Origin of the sequence: Polaribacter huanghezhanensis (assembly GCF_030444335.1) — a bacterium.
In the GTDB taxonomy this organism is placed as follows: domain Bacteria; phylum Bacteroidota; class Bacteroidia; order Flavobacteriales; family Flavobacteriaceae; genus Polaribacter; species Polaribacter huanghezhanensis.
In genome coordinates, this window is record NZ_CP128595.1 from 2235647 (window position 1) to 2260263 (window position 24617).

Genomic DNA, 24617 nt, shown 5'->3' on the forward strand with positions numbered 1-24617 from the left:
TTAAGTTTTAACTCTTATTTCAACACTTTAGCAATCATTTCTCCAATTTTTGCAGGAGATTCAACAACGTAAATTCCGTTTTCAGCTAAAATTTTCATTTTTGCTTGTGCCGTATCATCTTCTCCACCAACAATTGCACCAGCATGTCCCATTGTTCTTCCAGCAGGAGCAGTTTGTCCAGCAATGAAACCTACAACAGGTTTTCTATTTCCATCGGCTTTAATCCATTTTGCAGCATCTGCTTCTAATTGACCACCAATTTCACCAATCATTACAATTGCTTCTGTTTCATCATCATTCATTAATAATTCAACAGCTTCTTTGGTTGTTGTTCCAATAATTGGATCTCCACCAATTCCAATTGCAGTGGTAATTCCGTATCCTTGTTTCACCACTTGATCCGCTGCTTCATAGGTTAATGTTCCAGATTTAGAAACAATACCTACTCTTCCTTTTTTAAAGATAAAACCTGGCATAATACCAACTTTAGCTTCATCTGGAGTAATAACTCCTGGACAGTTTGGGCCAATTAATGTACATGCTTTATTTTCTAAATATGCTTTTACTTTTACCATATCTGCAGTAGGAATTCCTTCTGTAATACAAATAATTACTTTGATTCCTGCATCTGCAGCTTCCATAATTGCATCCGCAGCAAAAGCTGGCGGTACAAAAATAATTGAAGTATCTGCTGATGCTTTATCCACAGCATCTGCAACAGTATTAAAAACAGGTTTTCCTAAGTGCTCTTGACCACCTTTTCCTGGAGTAACTCCACCAACTACGTTTGTTCCGTAATCGATCATTTGACCAGCGTGAAAAGTTCCTTCGCTACCCGTAAAACCTTGTACTATAATTTTTGAATCTTTATTTACTAAAACGCTCATTTATTTATTGTTTAATCTAAATTTTATATCAATTAGAAACCACTTGGTTTAACACTACAAAAATAGTTCTTTGATTGTTATCAGAAAAAGATTTCTGTACTAAAATTATTTGTTTTTTTGTTCTTTTAAAAATTGTTTAATTCCAGCCATTTCTTTCAGTTTTTCTCTAGATTCTGAAATGGGAGTTCCAAAATAACTCTTTCCTCCTTCAACTGATTTTGTAACGCCTGTTTGTCCAAGAATTATTGCTCCTTTTCCAATTGTAATTCCGCTATTAGTACCAACTTGTCCCCAAATAGTAACTTCATCTTCAATAATAACGCAACCTGCAATTCCGGTTTGCGAAGCGATCAAACATTTTTTACCAATTACAGTATCGTGTCCAACATGAACTTGATTGTCAATTTTAGTTCCTTTTTTAATTGTTGTATCACCAGTAACTCCTTTATCAATTGTGCAAGATGCGCCTAAATCTACATCGTCTTCGATAACAACTCTACCACCAGAAATTAATTTATCAAAACCTGTTTCTCTATTTTTATAATAAAAAGCATCCGCGCCTAAAACGGTGTTTGCATGAATAGTTACATGGTTTCCAATAACGCAATTATCATAAATTGCAACGTTGGGGTGAATGACACAATTCTTGCCGATTTGCACATTGTTACCAATAAAAACATTCGGTTGAACTACCGTATTTTTTCCAATTATCGCCGATTCAGAAATGCTAACTTTTGATGCAATAAACGGATTAAAATATTTCGTAATTGTATTAAAATCTCGAAAAGGATCCTCAGAAATTAAGAGTGCTTTTCCTTCTGGGCAATCTACTTTTTTATTGATTAAAATTGTAGTTGCAGCAGATTTTAATGCTTTATCATAATATTTTGGATGATCTACAAAAACAATATCCCCTTTTTCTACAACGTGAATTTCATTAATTCCAAGAATTTCAAAATTTTTATCGCCCACAAAAGCAACTTTTAAAAGTGAAGCTATTTGTTGTAAAGTTTGCGGTTTATTGAATTTCATTTTTGGGGTTTGCCTGGTTTATTTAAACAAGATATATATCAAAAAGCTTAATGCTATTTTATTCCTTGATACGTTCTTGATAAGACCCTTTAGTCGTTTCTATCTTAATTTTATCTCCTTCATTGATAAATAATGGCACATTTACAGTTGCTCCCGTTTCTACAGTCGCAGGTTTTGTAGCATTGGTTGCAGTATTTCCTTTAACTCCAGGTTCTGTATGTTTTACTTCTAAAATTACACTTGCAGGCATTTCTACAGAAAGTGGCATATTATCTTCTGAGTTGATAATAATCGTAACGATCTCTCCTTCTTTCATTAACCCAGGATTATCTAACGCTGCTTCTAACAAACGAATTTGAGAATAATCTTGTTCATTCATAAAATGATAAAACTCGCCATCGTGATATAAAAACTGAAATTTATGTGTTTCTACACGAACGTCGTCTATTTTTCTTCCAGCAGGAAATGTATTATCAAGTGTTTTTCCGTTGGTGACACTTTTTAACTTTGTTCTTACAAACGCTGGTCCTTTTCCTGGTTTTACATGTAAAAATTCAATTATTTTATAAATATCATTATTGTATCTAATACACAATCCGTTTCTAATATCTGATGTTGTTGCCATTTACTTTTTTAAATTTTATATTATTTATCCTGCTGTATATCCTTTCATAATTCCTCTTTGAGAATTACGAATAAACAGCATTATTTCATCTCTTTCTGGTGTCGCCTCCATTTCAGCTTCAATAATTTCGATAGCTTGCGTGGTATTGTAATTTTTTTGATATAAGATTCTATAAATATCTTGAATTTCTTTTATTTTTGATGAAGGAAAACCTCTTCTTCTTAATCCAACAGAATTAATTCCAACGTAAGACAAAGGCTCTTTTGCTGCTTTTGTATATGGAGGAACATCTTTTCTAACCAATGAACCACCAGAAACCATTGCATGATCTCCAATTTGAATAAATTGATGTATTGCTGATAAACCGCCTAAAACTGCATATTCTCCAACAACAACATGTCCGCCCAATAAAACACCATTTACAATAATCGAGTTATTTCCAACAACACAATCATGTGCAATATGTGCCGCAGCCATAATTAAACAATTATCTCCAACAACAGTTTTTCCTCTATCATTTGTTCCTCTATTAATAGTAACACATTCTCTAATCGTAGTATTGTCTCCAATTACAGTAAGAGAATCTTCTCCTTCAAATTTTAAATCTTGCGGAATTGCAGAAATAACAGCTCCAGGAAAAATTCTACAATTTTTACCGATTCTAGCTCCTTCCATGATGGTTACATTAGATCCAATCCAAGTTCCTGAGCCAATTTCTACATCATTATTAATTGTTGTAAAAGGTTCTACAACTACATTTCTTGCAATTTTTGCTTGAGGATGTATGTATGCTAATGGTTGATTCATCTTCTTCTTATTTTTTTATTATTTGTGCCATTAACTCTGCTTCTACCACTAACTTTCCGTTTGCATACCCATAGGCTTGCATATGACAAATACCTCTTCTTATCGGCGAAATTAATTCAGCTTTAAATATTAATGTATCTCCAGGCAACACTTTTTGTTTGAACTTTACATTGTCCATTTTCATGAAATATGTCAAATAATTTTCTGGATCTGGAACCGTGCTTAACACCAAAACTCCACCACATTGCGCCATTGCTTCTACTTGCAAAACTCCTGGCATTACTGGTGCTCCAGGGAAATGTCCAACAAAGAAATTCTCATTCATTGTCACATTTTTCATTCCGATAACGTGTTTGTCAGAAAGTTCTATAATTCTATCAATCAATAAAAAAGGTGGTCTGTGCGGAAGAATATCCATTATTTGATGAATATCCATTAGTGGTGGTTGATTTAAATCAACCTGAGGAACGTTATTTCGTTTCTCCATTTTAATAATCTTAGACAGTTTTTTAGCAAATTGTGTGTTTACTAAATGCCCCGGTTTGTTTGCAATCACTTTTCCTCTAATTCGAATTCCGGTTAACGCCAAGTCTCCAATTACATCTAATAACTTATGCCTTGCTGCTTCATTTGCCCAATGCAAGTTTAAATTATCTAAAATACCGTTTGATTGTACAGCAATATCTTCTTTTTTAAACGCTTTCTTTAATCTACCCATTGTTGCTTCAGATAATTCTTTATCTACATACACAATAGCATTATTTAAATCGCCCCCTTTAATCAAATCATTTTCCAACAACATTTCAATTTCATGTAAAAAACTGAATGTTCTCGCTGCTGCAATTTCTTCTTTAAAGTCTGAAATATTTTGTAATGTGGCATTTTGAGTCCCTAAAATTTTAGTACCAAAATCTACCATAGTTGTAACTTCGTATTTATCTGAAGGCATTAAAATAATTTCGCTTCCAGTAACTTCATCTCTATAAGAAATAATGTCTTTTACAATGTATTCTTTAATTGCAGCATCTTGTTCTTGTATTCCTGCTTTTTCTAAAGCTTCTATAAAAAACTTTGAAGAACCATCCATAATTGGTGGTTCTGAAGCATCAATTTCAATTAATAAATTATCGATTCCTAAACCAACTGCAGCGGCTAATACGTGTTCTGAAGTTTGAATCTGAACACCATTTTTTTCGAGGTTTGTACCTCTTTGCGTATTTACTACATATTCTGCTTTAGCTGCAATTATTGGTTGACCTTCTAAATCGACACGCGTAAAAGCATAACCATGATCTATTGGTGCAGGTTTAAAAGTCATATTTACAGTGTTTCCCGTATGTAACCCTACACCAGAAAGACTGACTTCTCTTTTTATTGTTTGTTGTTTATTACTCATCATTATTCACTTTGAGTTTTATATTTTTTTTCTAAATTATTTATTGTTTTTACCAATTCTGGTAATTTTTTAAAATATACATACGATTTGTTAAAATCAGAAAAACCAAATGCTGGTGTACCATTAATAACTTGATTCTCTTTCACACTTTTTGTAACTCCTGATTGTGCACCAATTTTTACGTTATCTCCAATCTTAATATGTCCAGCAACACCAACTTGTCCGCCAATCATGCAATTTTTTCCTATTTTGGTAGAACCTGATACTCCTGTTTGAGCAGCAATAACGGTGTTTTCTCCCACTTCTACATTATGCGCAATCTGAATTTGATTGTCTAATTTCACTCCTTTTCTTATGATTGTAGCACCTAAAGTTGCTCTATCAATTGTGGTAGCAGAGCCAATATCAACATAATCTTCTATAATAACATTTCCGGTTTGTGGAACTTTACTATATGTACCTTCTTTATTTGGTGCAAAACCAAATCCATCAGAACCTAATATTACTCCAGAATGCAATACACAATTGTTGCCAATCTGAGTTTCAGAATATATTTTTACACCAGAAAAAAGTGTACAATTGTTTCCGATAACAACATTATCACCTACATATACATTTGGATAAATTTTTACATTTTCTCCAATCGTAACATGTTCTCCTATATACGCAAAAGCGCCAATATATTCATTAGTGCCTATTAATGCTGTTGATGAAATAAAATGAGGTTGTTCTCTACCTGTTTTATTATTTTTTACTTCATTGTAAAATTCCAATACTTTAGAAAAAGCGGCATACGCATCTTCTACTTTTATCAATGTAGTTTCTATTTCCTTTTCTGGAGTAAAACTTTTATTAACAATTGCTATTGATGCTTTTGTTGTATATAAATATGGATTGTATTTTGGATTGGACAAGAAAGTAAGACTTCCTGTTTCTCCTTCTTCAATTTTAGATAGCTTAGAGACTTCAACATTTGGGTTCCCAACGATGTCTCCTTCTAAAATTTCCGCTATTTGTTGCGCTGTAAAATTCATTATCTGCAAAAGTATGAAAATTCTTAGGATTTGGCTAATTACATTTTCTTTGGATAACACAAGTAAAACTTTTCTACCGGTTTTGTAAGTGCTTGTAAATTTAATTGATCAGAAGCCGTAGCAATATCAACAGTTTTACCATTTTTAGAGAGTATTTTTATTGGATTACTTGTGTTGTATGCTTGATTACTTACCGTTCCTTCAAAAACAAAATAATGTGCAAATTCAGGTTCAATATCAAATTTTGAAATTAATTTTTTGACTTGTTTTGCTACTTCTTCTTTTGTAAATTCTTGATCTTGAATATTGATTTTTAACAAATTACGATTCATAATCATGTTAGACAATTCGGATAAAATTGTGTCAGAATGATTTGTCCATTCTTTAATGGCAGACAACACATCGTAATCATCCAACTTAGAAAAAATGATTAAGGTTTCGTCTGTAAAATTTTCTTTGGTAATTTGATTGTATAAAAAATACTGCATTGTTTTTGTTGCTGGTAATGCAACATTTTGCGTTGCTAACTCTTTAGCGCGCTGTAAAATTTTAACCAACATGTTTTCTGCAACCAATCCTGTTTTGTGCAAATATACTTGCCAATACATCAATCGGCGCGCAATTAAAAAGTTTTCTACAGAGTAAATTCCTTTTTTTTCAATCACCAATTCGTTATCAAAAATATTCATCATGGCAATTAACCGATCAGAACTAATATTCCCTTCCGTAACACCAGTATAAAAACTATCTCTTTTTAAATAATCCAATCTATCAATGTCTAATTGACTTGATATTAATTGATTAAAAAAACCTCTTTCGTACTTTCCTTCAAAAATTTCGATTGCCAAATTTAATTTTCCGCCAAATTCTTCGTTGAGTTTTTTCATGAATTTTAACGAAATCTCTTCATGAGAAATTCCGTTTACAATACTGTTTTCTAACGCGTGCGAAAAAGCTCCGTGACCAATATCGTGCAACAAAATTGCGATGTACAACGCATTGGCTTCATCCTCAGAAATTTCTATTTCTTTAAAACGTAAAACTCTTACTGCTTTTTGCATTAAATGCATACAACCAATTGCGTGATGAAAGCGTGTGTGATTTGCGCCTGGATACACTAAATTAGAAAATCCCATTTGAGTTACACGTCTTAAACGCTGAAAGTAAGGATGTTCTATAATATCAAAAATTAAACTATTCGGAATTGTAATAAAACCGTAAATTGGGTCGTTCAATATTTTGAGTTTGTTGGTTTTTGAAGTTTTCAAGCTGTACAATTTTGTTCTGCAAATATACTATTGTTATTGATATTTAGTTGCAAGGAAATAAAATTCTAAAAAGCATTCACTTTTATTTAACAATGATATCAAAAAAAGAAGTACAAATTCAAGTATTTTAGCAATTACTTAAAACAAATCATATGAGAAAAATAGAAATTTTATGGGTTGATGATGAGATAGATTTATTAAAACCTCATATTCTATTTTTAGAAAATAAAAATTACAATGTAACCAAATGCACAAACGGCGCGGACGCAATTGATTTGGTTGATGAACAAAATTTTGATATTGTTTTTTTAGACGAAAATATGCCCGGAATTACTGGTTTAGAAACCTTGGCAGAAATCAAACAAAAGCAACAAAATATTCCTGTTGTAATGATTACAAAAAGTGAAGAAGAATATATTATGGAAGAAGCAATTGGCTCTAAAATTGCTGATTATTTGATAAAACCTGTCAATCCAAATCAGATTTTATTGAGTTTAAAAAAGAACTTAGATCATTCTAAATTAATTTCTGATAAAACCACTTCGAATTACCAACAAGAATTCAGGAAAATCTCAATGAATTTAGCGATGGTAAATTCGTACGAAGCATGGATTGATATTTATAAAAAGTTAGTGCATTGGGAATTAGAATTAGAAAATATTAACGATGCCGGAATGTTAGGCATTTTAGAAAGTCAGAAAAACGAAGCCAATTCTTTGTTTTTTAAATTCATCAAAAAAAATTACGAAGCTTTTTTAACGTCAGATGACAAACCTATTTTTTCGCATACTTTATTAAAAGAGGTGGTGTTTCCTGAATTAAAAACTTCAGAAAACGGAACCTTATTAGTAGTTATCGACAATCTGCGTTTAGATCAATTTAGAATTTTAGAACCGTACATCAATAATCATTTTAAAAAAGAAAAAGAACATTTGTTTTACAGCATTTTACCAACGGCAACACAGTATTCTAGAAATGCCATATTTTCAGGAATGATGCCATCTGAAATGGAAAAAATGTATCCAGAATTTTGGAAAAATGATACCGATGAAGGCGGAAAAAACTTGTACGAAAACGAGTTTTTATCAGCACAAATAAAACGTTTAAACCTACCAATACAACACGAATATTACAAAATTACCAATCTTAAAAACGGAAAAGAATTGGCTGACAATTACAACGCCACCAAGCAAAACGATTTAACCGTTGTTGTCTATAATTTTGTCGATATGATTTCGCATGCCAAAACAGAAATGGAAGTGATTAAAGAATTGGCTGGCGATGAAAAAGCGTACCGATCGTTAACAGAAAGTTGGTTCAGAAATTCACCTTTGTTAGAAATTATCCAGAAAGCACAAAAATTGGGACAAAAACTAATTATTACCACCGATCATGGAACAATTAATTGTAAAAATCCTACCAAAGTAATTGGCGATAAAAATGCAAGTTCTAATCTGCGTTACAAAACGGGTAGAAGTTTATCTTACAACGAAAAAGATGTCTATGCAGTTCGCAATCCGAAAGATATTTTTTTACCAACAACAGCAATGAATAGTTCGTTTATTTTTGCAAAAGAAGATTTGTTTTTAGCGTATCAGAACAACTATAATCATTATGTAAAGTATTTTAAAAACACCTACCAACATGGCGGAATCTCTTTAGAAGAAATGATTATTCCGTGTGCGGTTTATGAGGCGAAATAATTATTCTTCTTTTTATCTGATTAGAATAATTATCTAAAAAATTTCATTAACGTAGCAATGATCTATGATTTTTTTATTTTCAATCTTTACTATATAATGATCTACATAAAATTTATCCTTTTTATAAAGACTGATATAAATGTAATCAAAGCCTTTGTAATTAACTGATCTAAATATTTTCATATAGAAGTATTTAGGTTTTTTTCTTTTAGAAAAACGATAATTATTGATTTTAATTTTAACCTTATTATTTATATCTACTTTCTTAAAATCGTAAAAAAACTCTTTAAAATCTTCATCAAAACATTTTCCGAAAGAACCTGAAATATCCTTTTTAGACTCAGATAAACCATTAAAAAAAACAGATTTACTTGTAAACCCTTTATAATCTTTTGGAAATATTTTTTCCATAAAATAATCAAAAGCTAATTGCTCTTTTTCCTTTTGAGAAAAACAATTCTTAACTTGCAAAAGGAAGAAGAGTATAATTATAACATTTTTCAATTTCATATTGATTTTTTAATTGAGTTATTGTTGTTGAGTAATAAAAAAAAGACAAATGAAAAGATTAAATTATATCTCATAATTAATTTTTACCATAAAGTTAGTAATTTGTTTTTCAATGTATAATTATAAACGCACTTTTTAAGTATTTTTGTTACATGAACAAAATCTATTCAATTTCTGAGCTGAATGCACTTGCAAAAGAAATCATTGCAACATCAAAAAGTAAAACCATCCTTTTTTACGGAGAAATGGGCGCTGGAAAAACAACTTTAATCAAAGAAATTTGTAAAGAATTAGGCATTAAAGATATTGCTAGTTCTCCTACTTTCTCGTTGGTAAATGAATATCACACTGCAAATTCAGAGATTGTGTATCACTTTGATTTCTACAGAATAGAAGACGAAAACGAAGCTTATGACATCGGAATTGAAGATTATTTTTACTCCAATGCTTGGTGTTTGATTGAATGGCCGCAGAATATCGAAAATTTACTACCTTTAGAGTCTACCGAAATACATATTTCTGTTTTAGAAAATGGCTTTCGAAATATTCAATTAAAAAATAAGATATGAGCCAATATTCTCCGTTTAGCAAAGAAGAATTACTTCCACAAGAAGAAATGCTAGAAATTAAAAAGCAGAAAGGAGAATTGTTTATTGGTTTGCCAAAAGAAACGCATTTTGAAGAAAAACGCGTTTGTTTAACTCCGGATGCTGTTGCAGCGTTAACTGCACACGGACATCGAGTTGTTATAGAAACTGGCGCAGGAAATGCCGCCAACTTTAACGATAACGAATATTCTGAAGCTGGTGCAAAAATCGCTTATAACGTAGAAGAAGCTTTTGGTTGTAATATTGTCTTAAAAGTTGCTCCGCCATCACTACAAGAAATAGAATATATAAAACCACAAAGTGTTTTATTATCTGCATTGCAATTAAAAACGCAATCAAAAAAATATTTTGAAACACTTGCTAAAAAAAGAATTACCGCTTTTGCTTTTGATTATATAAAAGATGAACATGGATTTTATCCGATTGTAAAGTCGTTGAGTGAAATTGCAGGAACTGCTTCTATATTGATTGCTGCAGAATTATTGAGCAACAGCAATAACGGAAACGGATTGTTAGTCGGAAATATTGGCGGCGTTCCTCCTACTGATGTTGTTATTATTGGCGCTGGAACAGTTGGCGAATTTGCCGCACGTTCTGCTTTAGGATTAGGAGCTCGCGTAAAAGTTTTTGACAATTCTATTGCTAAATTAAGAAGATTGCAACATTGTTTAAATACACCGATTTATACATCAACCATTCAACCAAAAACCTTATCAAAAGCATTAATGCGATGCGATATTGCCATTGGTGCAATTCGCGGAAAAAATCGTTCGCCAATTATGGTGACAGAAGAAATGGTTGAGCAAATGAAAGACGGCGCTTTAATTGTTGATGTAAGTATTGATTGTGGTGGTTGTTTTGAAACATCAAAAGTAACAACGCATAGCGAACCAACTTTTGTAACACACGGAGTTACACATTATTGTGTACCTAATATTCCGTCTAGATATGCAAGAACTGCGTCGGTTTCTATCAGTAATATTTTTACGCCTTATTTGTTGAGTATTGCCGAAGAAGGCGGATTTGAAAATGCCGCTCGTTTTGATAAAAGTTTGCGAAACGGAATGTATTTTTACCACGGAATCTTAACCAGTAAAACTGTTGCTGATTGGTTTAATTTGCCTTTTAGAGATATCAACTTGTTAATTCTTTAATCCAACCTATTTTATGAACCTAAAGAAATACCTCCTTTTCTTTTTCTTTTTTAATATTTCTTTTCCATTTTTTGGACAATCAATTACGGTTGATGACACCAAAACTTCTAACGCTTTAGTGAATTTATTAATTGGAAATTCTTGTGCAGCAGTTTCTAATATTGACATTTCTTCCAATCAATCTGTTGCTTATTTTAATCAAAATGGTTCTACTTTTCCGATTTCTGAAGGAGTTTTAATAAGAAGCGGAATTGCAACGCACACACAAGGAAGCTATACTGGTACCAATTTAGACAGTCAAGTAAACACAAATTCAGATCCAGATTTACAACAAATTAGCAATCTTTCTGGCCAAAGTTCTACAATTACAGACGTTGCTTTTTTAGAGTTTGATTTTGTGCCACCATCAACCAATTTTAGTTTTAATTTTTTGTTCTCATCAAACGAATATGGCGAATGGCAATGCGGATTTAGCGATGTTTTTGCTTTCATTTTAACCGATTTAGTGACTGGAGAAAAAATCAATTTAGCCGTTGTACCAGCAACTGGAAATCCAATTTCTGTAAAAGAAATTAGAGACAATCAATACAATTCTTCGTGTAATTCTGTAAATCCACAGTTATTTGGAAATTACAATGTAACCAATCCTGCAACTTCTGTAATAAATATGCGAGGAAATACTGTTGTAATGAATGCTTCTGCAACGATTAAACCCAACAATCCGTATAAAATTAAATTGATAATTGGAGACTACAATGATTCAAAATACGATTCTGCTATTTTTATTGAAGCGGGTAGTTTTAATAATTTTTTAGATTTAGGCGATGACATTGCAATTTGTATTGGAGAAACGGTAACCTTAGATTCTAAGTTTACAGATACTGTCGATTACATTTATGAATGGAGTAAAGACAATGCTGTAATAGTTGGAGCAACGGATCCAACTTTAAATGCCAATGAAATTGGAACGTATCAATTGTTGATTACCAATAAAAACACAAATTGTGTCATTTCTGATAGCATAAAAATAACAGAATTGGTCATTAATAATCCGCCAGATTTAATTGAGTGTGATAATGGTACTGCAACTACTTTTGATTTAACCCTGAATGATATTTCTACGCTCGGTTTAGATCCAACAAAATATAGTTTACACTATTTTGCATCCTTAAATGATTTGAATAACAATATTCCGATTCCAAATAATCAATTAATAAATTATCAAAGTGCTGGAGGCATAACTATTTATGGAAGAGTTTCTAATACAAACTCAACACAATCTTGCACACAAACCATCAGTTTTCAGTTAAAAACAACTTCCGTTATTGCTACAAAACCTGCAGACTTTTCAGTTTGTAATGGTACTGCTATAGATTTGTTAACACAAATAAATACACAAATTTTAAATGGATTAAATCCCGCAAATCATACTATTTCTTATTATACAAGTTTACAAGATGCACAAAACAACACCAATGCAATTGTAAATACAAGTCAATATAATTTTCCGACCAACCTTACTTCGTTTCAAATTTGGGCAAGATTAACAGAAAATTCACCAACTTCTTGTTTTGATATTACCGATTTTACAGTTACAGTAAATCCGATTCCACAAGTATCAGATTTAGAAAATATTTTTGCTTGTAGCAGTTTTACTTTGGATGGATTATCAGCAGGGAATTATTTTACTGGACCAAATGGAACAGGAACCCAATTACATGCTGGAGATGTCATTTCTACGACCACTCAATTATATATTTATGCTGAAGAAAATGGGTGTTCTAATCAAACTCGATTTACAATTACCATTGTAGAAGAGTTTACAATGGACACAGAATATTGTGGCGAATTTGTTGTTCCAGTTTTAAAATATGGTTCTTTTTATACTGAGCTGAATGGCCCAAACGGAACGGGAGAATTAATCACTCCAGGAACTTCAATCACAACAGACCAAACCATTTATTATTATTCAATTTTTGATACGGTTCAATGTACAGATATTCCTTTTGCATTAATAATTCATCCTTTGCCATTAGTAGATGCACCAACAGACATAACAACTTGTTTATCGTACACCTTACCAAACTTAACAAATGGAAATTATTTTACAGGAACAAACGGAACAGGAACATCTTTAAATGCTGGTGATGTAATTTCATCAACACAAAAAATTTACATTTATAATGCGGATGCAAATTCCTGTACAAATGAAGCTTCTTTTACAGTAACTATTGTTGATACCAATTTATTTCAAAATACATCTGCTTGCGGAAGTTATACAATTCCGAATGAAACTATTGGCGGTTATTTTACACAAGCTGGCGGACAAGGAACAAAGTTAAATGTGGGTGATGTAATTACAAGCTCTCAAACCATTTATTTTTATGTGCCAACAAATAATGGTTGTGCAGATACCATTCCGATAGATATTACAATACACCCTTTGCCTCCAGTTGATTCTTTAAACGATTTTATTACTTGTGTAGACAATCCGATGAGCTTACCCGCATTAACAAATGGAAATTATTTTACGCAATCTGGTGGAAATGGAACACAATTACATACTGGCGATGTAATTACAACAACTCAAAAAATTTATATTTATAATTTTGATGGAAATTGTCCAAGCGAAACAAGTTTTACCGTAGAAGTTAGGCCATTGCCTCCAGTAAATAGTTTTACCGATATTTTTAGTTGTGATCCGTATACATTACCAACAATTACCAACGGTAAATACTTTACCGAATCTGGCGGAAATGGAACGCAGTTAAATGCTGGTGATATTATTTCAGCAACTCAACACATTTACATTTATAATGAATACGATGATTTAAAAGCATGTAACAAGGAAGCCTTTTATACCATTTATATTTTGGGTGTAAAAGTTGATGCACCTGCAGATGTTACTGCTTGTGATTCTTATACGCTTCCTGCATTAAAAAACGGAAATTATTATACACAAACTGGCGGGCAAGGAACACAATTAAATGCTGGTGATGCGATTACTACAACACAAACCTTATATATATATTTAGCAAATGGAAGTCGATTTTTCTGTAGTGATGAGCATCCATTTACCATTACAATTTCTACAACTCCACAATTGCCTGTGTATCCAAATATAGAAAGTTGCGGAACTTATACACTGCCTAATTTAACCTTGGCTGGAAATGTGATTAATTATTATCGACAACCCAATAAAGTTGATTTAATAAATCCATCAGAATATACAATTACCGATGTTGGCACACAAACAATTTATGTACATGCAAATGCCATTGATAATGAAAACTGTGCTGATGAAACACAATTTGATTTGACCATTTATCCTTTATTAGATTTGCATATCGATGGCGGAATTATTTGTGTTGATTCTAAAACAAAGCAAACACTTGATCCATTTTTACTACAATCTGGATTAGATCCCGCAATTTTTAGAGTGCATTGGTATTTTGACAATCAATTGGTTGGAACTGGACCCAATTATGCTGCTACAAAAGCAGGAACTTACACCGTTACCACAACAAAATTAACTCCTGATGTTGGCGCAGATTGCAATTACAATCCAACAAGCGTTGTTGTAAAAGCATCAATTCCAGAAGCAAAAGTGACCTTTTTAACGAGTTCCTTTGCTGCGCCAGCAAATATTAGAATCGATTTTATTGAAGAAGGTTTTGGAAATTATATTTACAGCCTAGATGATGGTTCGTATCAAACGAGTAATTTATTTCACGAATTGAATTACGGAACGCACACCATTTCTATAAAAGATACATCCGGAATTTGTAGTAATCCTTTTACAATTGATTTTAAGGTCATCAATCATTCATCCTTTTTTACACCAAATAATGATGGACAAAATGAAACTTGGAACATTTCTGATTTAAAAAATAATCCTGAAGCTTTGGTAAGTATTTATGATCGATTCGGAAAATTAGTGACTCAAATAAAACCAACTGGCGAAGGTTGGAACGGAAATTATAAAAACGGAACAAAAGCACCATCTTCAGATTATTGGTTTACGGTTACGTTTTTATATGAAGGAAAACCAACAACCTATTCTTCTCATTTTTCTTTAATAAGAAAAGAGTAATTCTTAGATAGATTCAGAAAATACTGCTAATTTTGCAATCGTTAAATACTGAATAATGAGTTTACCAAAACGTGTTTTATATTATTTATTAGGATTTTCTATCGGTGCAATTGTAGTGTACTTTATTTGGTCTGGAAAAGGGGTTTCTTTTGATTACGGAATGGATGCAAGAACGCTAAAACAAATACGAATTAGAGAAAAAGTATACACTCCAGAAGCACAAGCTGTTTTAACTAAGAATAACTTAGATTCTGTTGCAGTAAACACTATTCTTAAAAATGGTGATGTTAATTTTAGCGAAAGTAAACCAAGGATAAAACCATGTCCAGAATATTTAATTAGTGGAAATGGACGTTTTAAAAATATTCAACTGTATATTCAACGTTGTGATTCTATTGCGACAATTCAAAAAGTGATTATTAAGTAATTAGCCATTTTTGTATTTTTCGTGCAATCCTACATTCTTTAAAATCATCGGAATAATTTTTTCCAAACGATTTTGTTTGGTGCTTTCTTTTTTAGCTTCAGAAATATAATCGGCATATTCTCTTTTATAACTTAAAGAAAAGATTTCAAACTTCGATTTAAATTCCTTATCATTATCCAAAACATGTTGTAAAATTTCTGGAATAACCAATTCTTTTTTTGTTCTGTCAGACTTTATTTCCTTGTCTTCATCAACATTTTGCATTGCCTCTAAAACATATTTTTTAATAAGTTCAACATTCATTTCATCCAAAGAAAAAAAGCGCCATTGCAACATTGCTTTTGTTTTCCCTTCTTGCGCATTCATTAAAACTTTGTGCCTATCTTTTAACAAAGCACCTTGAAAAAACCACAAGCCACAATAATTTTTAAAAGCCGCTAACCCAACAATATTTTTATTTTTATACGCATAGGTTGGTGCTCCCCATTTTATAGTTTCTTCTAAACTTGCTAACAAAACTGCTCCTCTGAGTTTTTCCAACTCTAATTTCCAAGTTGTTTGTTTATCAAAATATGTTTCTATTGCATTCATAATTATAAGAGTATTGTTCTAGAGTTCATAAAATTACAAAAGCCTCATTTAATGAGGCTTTTGTAATCATAATTAATTTTTAATTCCAGGTAAGTTAACTGGTTTCTTTGTTTGCCAATGAAAATCTGGAGCTTTCTTTTTCTTTGGAGCTAATTCATCCAATGTGTTTGCATCATACAAAACGCCATTTTTTATTACATATTTAAGCGAGTTTGTATTTCTTAAATTATCTAACGGATTTTTATCCATAATTAAAAGATCCGCTAATTTACCTTCTTCTATACTTCCTAAATCTAAATCTAAACCTAATGCTTTTGCTCCTGAAATAGTCGCAACTTTTAAAGCATCTAAATTTTTCATTCCTCCGCTTGCCACAGACCAAAGTTCCCAATGGTACCCAAGTCCTTGTAATTGACCATGACTACCAATACCCGCTAATCCATTTGCTTCTACTAAATCTTTCATAAATTCTGCATGTTTTTGAAATACATGTTCTTCGTCCATAAACCATCCTGGTCTTCTTCTAGATTTACTTGCCAATTCTTCATATGGAGTAAAATATTGCATTTTTTTATCGTGATATGGGTTTTCTCTCGAGTAATAATAATTCTCTGCCCAAGGACCACCGTAAGAAACTAATAAGGTTGGCGTTACTGCAATTTGAGAAAATGATACACTTTTTATTACATCGTTATAAATCGGGTAAATTGGATACGAATGTTCATGTCCTGGATACCCATCTAATACTTCTGTCATATTCATTTTAAAGTCTAAAGAACCTTCTGTTGTTGGCATTAATTTTAATTCTTTAGCAGCCATTATCACCCATTGACGTTGTTGTCTATTACCAACAACATACATTTTGATGTACTTTGTATTGTAATACTGGCTGTATTGTTTTAAAACATTTTTAGCATGCTCTAAGCTTTTAATATTATACGCCCAATAACCAACTCCCGGTCCAGTACTATATACTCTTGGTCCGTGCATCATTCCTGCATCAACCATATCAGAATAGGTCAACACATCGGTTGTAGCAGTTTGTGGATCTCTCGTTGTTGTAACTCCATAGGCTAAGTTTGCAGAATAAATCCAAACTTGATTTTTATGAATCCCCCAATTTGGCCACATATGTGCATGGGTATCTACAAACCCTGGAGTAATTGTTTTTCCAGAAACATCAATTACTTGTGCACGATCTGGAATAGTAAAACTTCCTGATTTTCCTACTTTTTCAATTCGGTTATTTACAATTAAAACATCTCCATTTTCAATGACCTCAGTACCATTCATCGTAATAATTCTACCTCCTTTTAATAAAATTGTTCCTTTAGGTATTGCTTTTTTATATCCAACTTTTATTAAATATTCATCTGCTTTAAATTTTGGAGTCTCTTTTGGCTTTTTATCTTTTTCTTTGGCTTTTTTATCTGATTTTTTTTCTTTGGCTTTTTTCTTTTTCTCTGCTTCTAATTTTTTATAAAAAGCGATGCCTTTATCTAAATCGTATACAAAATGACTTGACCCTAAAGACCAATGCACTCTTTTACTATCAGAAGACCAAGCAGGAAACTCTCCTCCCATTATCGTTAATTGTTGAGCAGGAAAAGCGGCTTTATCAGCATTTGCTAGAGAAATTGATGGTGTTTTTCCTATTTTTGGAATCAGTACAGAATAAATATCATTATTTATTTTAGCCAATGCTTTTGTTCCGTCTGGTGAAATTTTTATTTCTTGGGGTTTAGAAGCTTTATTGTTTTCTCTCCAACCTTCAATTTCATTTGGTAAAATATTATGATCCTTACCAAAAATATCTGAAGAACCATAGGTTGTAATTCCGGTAAGTTTTAAATGGGCTTTTTCATCGGTTCCATCCCATCGAATAGAAATTAAGCCTTTACTTCCATGATTCATATAAATTCGATCATCAATTTTAGTAAAATGAATGGTCGACCTTCCTTTTGTTCTGTCTATTATAGTTATATCTCCTCCATTTGATGAAATCCAAGCGATTTCATTTACTGGATTTGAAGGCCCCATTGCATCTTCAAAACTTTGAGTACTTCCTTTTAAAAAAGCTATTCTATCAGAATTATAAGACCATGCAGGTTTGCTATAAAATCCAGATTCTTCGGTTAGTTTTTGAATTTTAGTTCTGCCTGAAACATTTACTTTATACAAATGCCCTTCTCCATATTTCCAAGTGGTAAAAACCAAATTTTCACTATCCGGAGACCAAGCTGGTTGCGCTTCTGTAAAATCATTTTTTGTCAAACGTTTTGGTTTTCCATTAGGAAAATCCATTACATACAACCTGTTTAATGCTGTAAACGCTAACATTTTTCCGTCTGGCGAAGGAACAGCATCTCTAATTTGAGTAACAAAAGCTTCATTGGCATCACTTATTGGATATTTAAAAGAAACCATCGGGCCTAACTCTATATCTACATCTACATTAAACGGAATTTCAGTGGCTTTGTTTGATGATAAAGAAATAGAATATATTTTTCCGCCATAAGAAGTGATTAAATTTTTACTATCTGGCGTAAAATCCATTCCTGGTAAAACACCCAATGTTGCCATTGATTCTTGATCGTCTCTTTGAATTGGATATGCCAACCATTTTTCTTCACCGCTTTTTAAATTACGAAGTATCAAACCTGTTTTATCTTCAAATCGACTTCCATACACTAACCAATTTCCATCTTTAGAAAGTGTGGGTGTAAAAGAAGAACCATATTTAGAAGTGATGGTTTCTGTAGAACCATCATTCCTGTCAAATGTCATAATCTGATATTGTGGCAACTGCGCATTGTAATTCCACGCTCCTCGTCTTGCCGAGAAATAAATCAATCTTCCGTCGGCACCAAAAGCAGGGTCAATCACTTTTAAATTAGTTGGTTCAGTAATTAATTTTGCTCCAGAACCACCCTCTTTGTGATACAAATAAGGCTTTATATTTCGTCTCCCTTTTACACCTAATATATAATCTCCGTCTGGACTCCAATCTGCAGAAAAATGCTTTTGATTGTTATCTTTAGTTAGCTGTGTTTCTTCATTTGTATTTAAATCTCGAATCCACAAGTTATCTGAACCACTTTTATCAGAAATAAAAACAATCGAATTTCCGTCTGGACTGTATCTTGGATGCACATCATACGCCATTCCTTTGGTAATTTTTGTTGCTTTTCCTCCAGAAATAGGAATTGTATAGATATCTCCCATCATATCGAACATAATTTCTTTTCCGTTGGGATGCACATCTAAAGACATCCAAGTTCCTTCTTGGGTATTGAATGATAATTTTCTTTCAGGTTCAAGCGGCAATTCTTTTGTTGCTACTTTGGTTGAATCTTTTTTCTGATCAACCTTTTCTTGTGCGACAAGTGTTGTTGCTAAAAACGTTAAAACAAGAAAGAGCTTGGTAAATAGTTTGGTTTTCATTTGGTGATTGGTTAAAGTTAAAATGGTCAATAAATATACATAAATTATTTTTTGTTCTTGTTTTAATTTAACAATCAAACATTTAAAACATTTTTTATAATTTAGAGCAAAATAATTTACAATGCACTACAAAGCCAACACAGTTGATGAATACATCAACCAATTACCAGAAGACTGTAAAGTCGTTTTAACAAAGCTAAGAAAAGTAATCAATCAAAATTTACCAAAAGGTTTTGTAGAGGAAATCAATTATAATATGCCCGGTTATGTAGTGCCGCATTCTTTATATCCAAAAGGATATCATTGTAATACAACGTTACCGTTACCTTTTTTAAACATTGCTTCTCAGAAAAATTTTGTGGTGTTGTATCATATGGGATTGTACGCAAATCCAGAAATATGCGCATGGTTTACTTCTGAATACCCAAAACATTGCAAGCGCAAATTAGATATGGGAAAAAGCTGTGTTCGTTTTAAGAAAATGGACGATATTCCGTATGAATTAATTGGCGAATTGGTGCGAAAAATGACACCGCAACAATGGATTGAAATGTATGAGTCAAAATTAAAAAATTGAAAGATTGGAAACTGATAATTGTCAACTGTTAATTGACAACTGATAACGTTCGGTGATTTTTTTAATACTTTTTATAGATTTTTGAATCCAATCAGCATACAAAGTTTCTTTTTCTTTTTCAGATAATTTCCAATCGATTTCTGATGCTCTCAATCTTGTAGTAACATCTTGTAAAATAATGGCTGCAGCAACAGAAATATTTAAACTTTCTGTAAAACCTACCATCGGAATTTTTAAAAATCCGTCTGCTTGATTCATTGTATGTTCAGAAACGCCTTCTTTTTCTACTCCAAAAACAAAAGCCGATTTTTTTGTGATGTCAAATTCGTGTAAAACACAAGAATCATTATGTGGCGTTGTTGCAATAATTTGATACCCATCACTCCGCAACGCATCCAAACAATCTTGTGTGTTTGTTGCAGATTGATTGTATTTTTTAATGTCCAACCATTTTTGTGATCCTTTAGCAACATGACGCGAAACTTTACTCGAATATTTATTCTGAATGATATGCACATCTTGTAGTCCGAAAATATCACAACTTCGAATAACCGCACTCGAATTATGTGGCTGAAAAATATCTTCTAAAACCACGGTAAAATGTCGTGTTCTATTTTCTAATACTTTACTAAATGTTTCTTTTCGTTTTTCACTTACAAAATCTTCTAGAAAGTGTAAAAACTTAGTATCAATCATATTTTAAAAATCCTTTTTACAAACATACTATAAAAATCCTGTCAGTTCGCATGAATTATATTCATAAAATGATAATGGTTTATTTGTATGTCCGTTCGAGCGGAGTCGAGAACTACTTTTTACCTCTCGACTCCGCTCGAGGAGACATTTTACTTATCATTCCTATAAGAAAGGAAAATTCAAACAAAATAATCAATGATTTTAAAAATCATATTTTAGCTTAAAATTTATGTTAGGTGAAAAATGTAGTGGTATTAACTGGCGCAGGAATTAGTGCAGAAAGCGGACTTAAAACCTTTAGAGATGCTGATGGTTTGTGGGAAGGACACGACATTATTGAAGTTGCTTCTCCGCAAGGTTTTTACAGCAATCCAGCATTGGTATTGGATTTTTACAATCAGCGCAGAAAACAATTACTTTCTGTACAACCCAACAAAGCACATTTAAATCTTAAAAAATTAGAACAAAATTTTAACGTAACTATCATCACTCAAAATGTAGATGATTTGCACGAACGAGCAAAAAGTACAAACATCATTCATTTACATGGCGAATTATTAAAAGTACGAAGTACTAAAAATCCAAATTTAATTTATAACTGGAATAACGATTTAGTTTTGGGTGATTTGTGTGAAGAAAAATCGCAATTAAGACCGCATATTGTTTGGTTTAGAGAAGAAGTTCCGTTCTTAGAAAAAGCAGCAGAAATCACTTTACAAGCAGATATTTTGGTAATTATCGGAACTTCAATGCAAGTATATCCAGCGGCAAGTTTAATCAATTATACAAAACCAAATATTCCTATTTATTTTATTGACCCAAAACCGTCAATATCAGAAAATCAATACAACAATCTTACTGTTATTAAAGATGTTGCGAGTTCTGGAACAGAAAAGTTGTTAAAATTACTTCGAGATTAACCGATTAAAGTATTCAAACAATTCGCCTTTAGCAATAGCACTTCCCTTTTCAATCAAATCAAAGATTTCTAAATTTCGTTCTGATGTGTATTTTTTTGTTCCGTTAAAATACTCAACAGCATCATCCGTTGGATTTGATAATAACCACTCAAATCCTTCTTGTTCTAAAAGATTGATGTCTTTATTTATTTTTACAAAAATTCTATGAATCTCGGTTGAATCACATTTAAACAAGTTAACGCTTTGCTTAGAAAAGTGTTCTAAATAGTTGGTCTTTGTTAACACATCGTCCCAAACTACATCAGAAAAAACATTCATTTCATCTTCTGCAACTTGTGGTTTTTCTTTTTTTAACTGATTCCATTCTTTTACATCGATACTTTGAGTTGCTAAAAAAAGTGCAAATTCTTCGTGTAAAGATTCAAATTGTTCTTTGGTAAGCTGTCTGTATTTCATTATACGTTTGAAAGTTTATTAGGTTTAGTATCTAGACTCCGTTCGATATGATATTAAAATAAAAAAACCTATCAAAGTAAATTGATAGGTTTTAAATATATTATAAAGATTGTTTACTCTGCAGCTATAACGTCAAAAGTAATATCAGCAATTACTGCTCTGTGTAATCTTACAGATGCTTCGTATTTACCTAATCTTTTCACTGATCCACCAACAACTTTGATAAACTTTCTGTCTATTTCAGTTCCTGCTTTTGCAATTGCTTCAGCAACATCTGCATTGTTTACAGAACCAAATAATTTGTCTCCAGAACCAACTTTAGATGTAATCTTAATTTCTAATCCTTTAATTGTATCTGCTATTTTAGTAGCATCTTCAATTATCTTAGCTTCTTTAAAAGCACGTTGCTTTACTGTTTCTGCTAATACTTTTTTTGCAGAAGAAGTCGCCAATATTGCATGTCCTTGTGGGATTAAAAAGTTTCTACCATAACCGTTCTTTACAGTTACAACATCATCTTTAAAACCTACATTTTCTACGTCTTGTTTTAATATTAATTCCATAATGCTTCTTCTTTTTTATTTTAACATATCTCCAACATACGGCATTAAAGCTAAATGACGAGAACGTTTGATAGCTTGTGCAACTTTACGCTGATATTTTAATGATGTTCCTGTTAAACGTCTAGGTAAAATTTTACCTTGCTCATTTACTAAATACATTAAGAAGTCTGCATCTTTATAATCGATGTACTTCATACCGTTTTTCTTAAAACGACAGTATTTAGCTTCTTTTTTAGTTTCAATGTCAAGCGGAGTTAAGTATCTTACTTCTCCCTGCTTATTTCCTTTTGCTTGTTGTTCTATAGATGACATATCTCTTATTTTTTAGCAGATTTTGCACGTGCACTTCTCTTTTCAGCCCAAGCCGCAGCATGTTTATCTAATTTAACAGTTAAATAACGCATAACGCTATCATCTCTTCTAAACTCAAGTTCGTATGAAGAAATTTCTTCTCCAGCCATTTTGAATTCTAATAAGTGGTAAAATCCACTTTTCTTTTTTTGAATTGGATACGCTAATTTTTTTAAGCCCCAATCTTCCTTTGAAATCATTTCGGCACCTTTAGAAACCAAATAGTCATTAAACTTTTGTACTGTTTCCTTTATCTGAGTATCAGATAAAACGGGATTCAAAATGAAAACAGTTTCGTAATGATTCATAAGTAATTGTTTTATAATTATTTTAAGGCTGCAAATGTAAGAATTTTTATTGAAAAATAACACACAATAAATGATTAAAAAATTGAAAGGTTTGAAAAGGCAAAAGGGAAAAGGCAAATGGTAATTGATAATTGATAATTGATAAAATTAAAGATGAACTACCAAATACTAACAACCAAACATTTTTCACTAAGTTTGTGTACATCAATTTAAAATATGCAAATCCCAGAGCTCCCTAATCTAATTCATTACGCAATTCCTGTTTTTATTGCCACCGTTATCATAGAAGTTATTTTAACTGTGAAGGTTAAAATGAAAGAATATGAATACAAAGATGCCGCTACTTCTATTGCAATGGGATTAGGAAATGTTGCCATTGGTTTGATTAGTAAAACCCTGATTTTGGCTATTTTTTATTTGGTGTATAACACCTTTCATCTTTTTGAGATTCCGTTTGTTTGGTGGTCTTGGATCTTGATTTTATTTGCTGAAGATTTAGTGTATTATTGGTTTCATAGAATTAGCCATGAAAATCGTTTTTTTTGGGCGAGTCATATTGTGCATCATTCTTCACAGAAATACAATTTAAGTACTGCTTTACGACAAACTTGGACAGGAAGTTTTACCTCTTTTATCTTTTGGATTCCGTTAGTTTTAGTTGGGTTTCATCCCGTAATGATTTTGGTGCAAATGTCGATTAGCTTGTTGTATCAATATTGGATTCACACAGAATTGATTGATAAATTACCAAAATGGGTTGAGTTTATTTTCAATACTCCGAGTCATCATAGAGTGCATCATGCTACAAATCCGCAGTATTTAGATAGAAATCATGCCGGAATTTTTATCATTTGGGATCGTATTTTTGGATCCTTTGAACCAGAAGTAGAAAAACCAGTTTATGGATTGACCACAAACATCCATACTTTTAATCCGCTTAAAGTTGCTTTTTTAGAATGGTTTGGCTTGTTTAAAGATGTATTTACTTCCAAAACATCCGTCTTTAACAAACTAAAATACTTCTTAAAACCTCCTGGCTGGAAACATGACGGAACAGGAATATTAGCTACTGACATGCGCAAAGAATGGGAAAAGAAACAGCGAAAATAAATGCCACGAATTCACGAACTCTTTTATAGAAACTAAATGTCACATCGAGCGGAGTCG

General features: G+C 32.0%; 23 protein-coding genes. 8 read left to right on the forward strand and 15 right to left on the reverse strand.

The features are described 5' to 3' along the window. Positions 1-14: 14 nt before the first annotated feature. The 7 genes from sucD to KCTC32516_RS10550 all read right to left on the reverse strand — a co-directional run bounded on the left by sucD (position 15) and on the right by KCTC32516_RS10550 (position 7049). Positions 15-887, reverse strand: coding sequence for a succinate--CoA ligase subunit alpha (sucD, locus tag KCTC32516_RS10520; RefSeq protein WP_301400388.1), 873 nt, complete (start codon positions 885-887; stop codon positions 15-17). 105 nt (positions 888-992) lie between these two features. Beyond that, positions 993-1919, reverse strand: a complete 927-nt coding sequence (locus tag KCTC32516_RS10525; RefSeq protein WP_301400390.1) for a UDP-3-O-(3-hydroxymyristoyl)glucosamine N-acyltransferase — start codon at positions 1917-1919, stop codon at positions 993-995. A gap of 58 nt (positions 1920-1977) precedes the next feature. Beyond that, complete coding sequence (efp, locus tag KCTC32516_RS10530; RefSeq protein ID WP_301400391.1) at positions 1978-2544, reverse strand: elongation factor P; 567 nt, start codon at positions 2542-2544, stop codon at positions 1978-1980. A 24-nt stretch (positions 2545-2568) separates the two neighbouring features. Continuing rightward, positions 2569-3351, reverse strand: a complete 783-nt coding sequence (lpxA, locus tag KCTC32516_RS10535; protein ID WP_301400393.1) for an acyl-ACP--UDP-N-acetylglucosamine O-acyltransferase — start codon at positions 3349-3351, stop codon at positions 2569-2571. A gap of 7 nt (positions 3352-3358) precedes the next feature. Then, positions 3359-4747 carry a bifunctional UDP-3-O-[3-hydroxymyristoyl] N-acetylglucosamine deacetylase/3-hydroxyacyl-ACP dehydratase gene (locus KCTC32516_RS10540; RefSeq protein WP_301400394.1) on the reverse strand — a complete coding sequence of 463 codons (1389 nt, stop codon included), beginning with the start codon at positions 4745-4747 and terminating at the stop codon, positions 3359-3361. A 2-nt stretch (positions 4748-4749) separates the two neighbouring features. Next, the gene (lpxD, locus tag KCTC32516_RS10545; RefSeq protein ID WP_301400395.1) at positions 4750-5781 is read right to left on the reverse strand and encodes a UDP-3-O-(3-hydroxymyristoyl)glucosamine N-acyltransferase; all 1032 of its coding nucleotides are present in this window, start codon (positions 5779-5781) and stop codon (positions 4750-4752) included. A 38-nt stretch (positions 5782-5819) separates the two neighbouring features. Then, entirely contained in the window at positions 5820-7049 is a 1230-nt protein-coding gene (locus KCTC32516_RS10550) for an HD domain-containing protein (RefSeq protein WP_301400396.1), read from the reverse strand. Positions 7050-7201: 152 nt separating this feature from the next. Between KCTC32516_RS10550 and porX the strand changes: the two genes are divergently transcribed. Beyond that, a complete protein-coding gene (porX, locus tag KCTC32516_RS10555; RefSeq protein WP_301400397.1) occupies positions 7202-8752 on the forward strand; it encodes a T9SS response regulator signal transducer PorX in 1551 nt (516 codons plus the stop codon). Positions 8753-8785: 33 nt separating this feature from the next. Here the strand turns inward: porX and KCTC32516_RS10560 are convergent, their stop codons facing one another. Then, positions 8786-9262: a hypothetical protein gene (locus KCTC32516_RS10560; RefSeq protein ID WP_301400399.1), complete on the reverse strand. Its 477-nt coding sequence runs from the start codon at positions 9260-9262 to the stop codon at positions 8786-8788. A gap of 152 nt (positions 9263-9414) precedes the next feature. Between KCTC32516_RS10560 and tsaE the strand changes: the two genes are divergently transcribed. From tsaE to KCTC32516_RS10580, 4 genes are read left to right on the forward strand one after another with little or no spacing between them, the layout of a single operon-like run. Further along, entirely contained in the window at positions 9415-9831 is a 417-nt protein-coding gene (gene tsaE, locus KCTC32516_RS10565; protein WP_301400400.1) for a tRNA (adenosine(37)-N6)-threonylcarbamoyltransferase complex ATPase subunit type 1 TsaE, read from the forward strand. Continuing rightward, on the forward strand, positions 9828-11024 hold the full coding sequence (locus KCTC32516_RS10570) for an alanine dehydrogenase (protein WP_301400402.1): 1197 nt from the start codon (positions 9828-9830) through the stop codon (positions 11022-11024). The genes tsaE and KCTC32516_RS10570 overlap by 4 nt, the downstream gene beginning before the upstream one ends. A gap of 13 nt (positions 11025-11037) precedes the next feature. After that, on the forward strand, positions 11038-15117 hold the full coding sequence (locus tag KCTC32516_RS10575) for a T9SS type B sorting domain-containing protein (RefSeq protein ID WP_301400404.1): 4080 nt from the start codon (positions 11038-11040) through the stop codon (positions 15115-15117). A gap of 55 nt (positions 15118-15172) precedes the next feature. Beyond that, on the forward strand, positions 15173-15544 hold the full coding sequence (locus KCTC32516_RS10580; protein WP_301400407.1) for a DUF4258 domain-containing protein: 372 nt from the start codon (positions 15173-15175) through the stop codon (positions 15542-15544). Here KCTC32516_RS10580 and KCTC32516_RS10585 read toward each other — a convergent pair whose 3' ends face one another. Both KCTC32516_RS10585 and KCTC32516_RS10590 read right to left on the reverse strand, forming a co-directional pair. Further along, positions 15545-16135: a YdeI/OmpD-associated family protein gene (locus KCTC32516_RS10585; protein WP_301400409.1), complete on the reverse strand. Its 591-nt coding sequence runs from the start codon at positions 16133-16135 to the stop codon at positions 15545-15547. 72 nt (positions 16136-16207) lie between these two features. Beyond that, positions 16208-19579, reverse strand: a complete 3372-nt coding sequence (locus KCTC32516_RS10590) for an amidohydrolase family protein (RefSeq protein WP_301400411.1) — start codon at positions 19577-19579, stop codon at positions 16208-16210. Between the two features lie 121 nt (positions 19580-19700). Here KCTC32516_RS10590 and KCTC32516_RS10595 point away from each other — a divergent pair, with 121 nt between their 5' ends. Beyond that, positions 19701-20156 (forward strand): DUF1801 domain-containing protein, encoded by a 456-nt coding sequence (locus KCTC32516_RS10595; protein WP_301400413.1) that lies wholly within the window; start codon positions 19701-19703, stop codon positions 20154-20156. Between the two features lie 21 nt (positions 20157-20177). Here KCTC32516_RS10595 and KCTC32516_RS10600 read toward each other — a convergent pair whose 3' ends face one another. Continuing rightward, positions 20178-20852, reverse strand: coding sequence for a TrmH family RNA methyltransferase (locus KCTC32516_RS10600; RefSeq protein ID WP_301400414.1), 675 nt, complete (start codon positions 20850-20852; stop codon positions 20178-20180). A gap of 236 nt (positions 20853-21088) precedes the next feature. On the opposite strand from KCTC32516_RS10600, the gene KCTC32516_RS10605 reads away from it, so the two are divergent. Beyond that, positions 21089-21772: an SIR2 family NAD-dependent protein deacylase gene (locus KCTC32516_RS10605; protein WP_301400416.1), complete on the forward strand. Its 684-nt coding sequence runs from the start codon at positions 21089-21091 to the stop codon at positions 21770-21772. Here KCTC32516_RS10605 and KCTC32516_RS10610 read toward each other — a convergent pair. The 4 genes from KCTC32516_RS10610 to rpsF all read right to left on the reverse strand — a co-directional run bounded on the left by KCTC32516_RS10610 (position 21758) and on the right by rpsF (position 23450). Further along, complete coding sequence (locus KCTC32516_RS10610) at positions 21758-22228, reverse strand: DUF6495 family protein (RefSeq protein ID WP_301400417.1); 471 nt, start codon at positions 22226-22228, stop codon at positions 21758-21760. The genes KCTC32516_RS10605 and KCTC32516_RS10610 overlap by 15 nt on opposite strands. A gap of 113 nt (positions 22229-22341) precedes the next feature. After that, positions 22342-22791 (reverse strand): 50S ribosomal protein L9, encoded by a 450-nt coding sequence (rplI, locus tag KCTC32516_RS10615; RefSeq protein ID WP_301400418.1) that lies wholly within the window; start codon positions 22789-22791, stop codon positions 22342-22344. A 15-nt stretch (positions 22792-22806) separates the two neighbouring features. After that, a complete protein-coding gene (rpsR, locus tag KCTC32516_RS10620; protein WP_301400419.1) occupies positions 22807-23103 on the reverse strand; it encodes a 30S ribosomal protein S18 in 297 nt (98 codons plus the stop codon). Positions 23104-23108: 5 nt separating this feature from the next. Then, on the reverse strand, positions 23109-23450 hold the full coding sequence (gene rpsF / locus KCTC32516_RS10625) for a 30S ribosomal protein S6 (RefSeq protein ID WP_301400420.1): 342 nt from the start codon (positions 23448-23450) through the stop codon (positions 23109-23111). 216 nt (positions 23451-23666) lie between these two features. Between rpsF and KCTC32516_RS10630 the strand changes: the two genes are divergently transcribed. Next, a complete protein-coding gene (locus KCTC32516_RS10630) occupies positions 23667-24560 on the forward strand; it encodes a sterol desaturase family protein (RefSeq protein WP_301400421.1) in 894 nt (297 codons plus the stop codon). Positions 24561-24617: the final 57 nt, after the last annotated feature.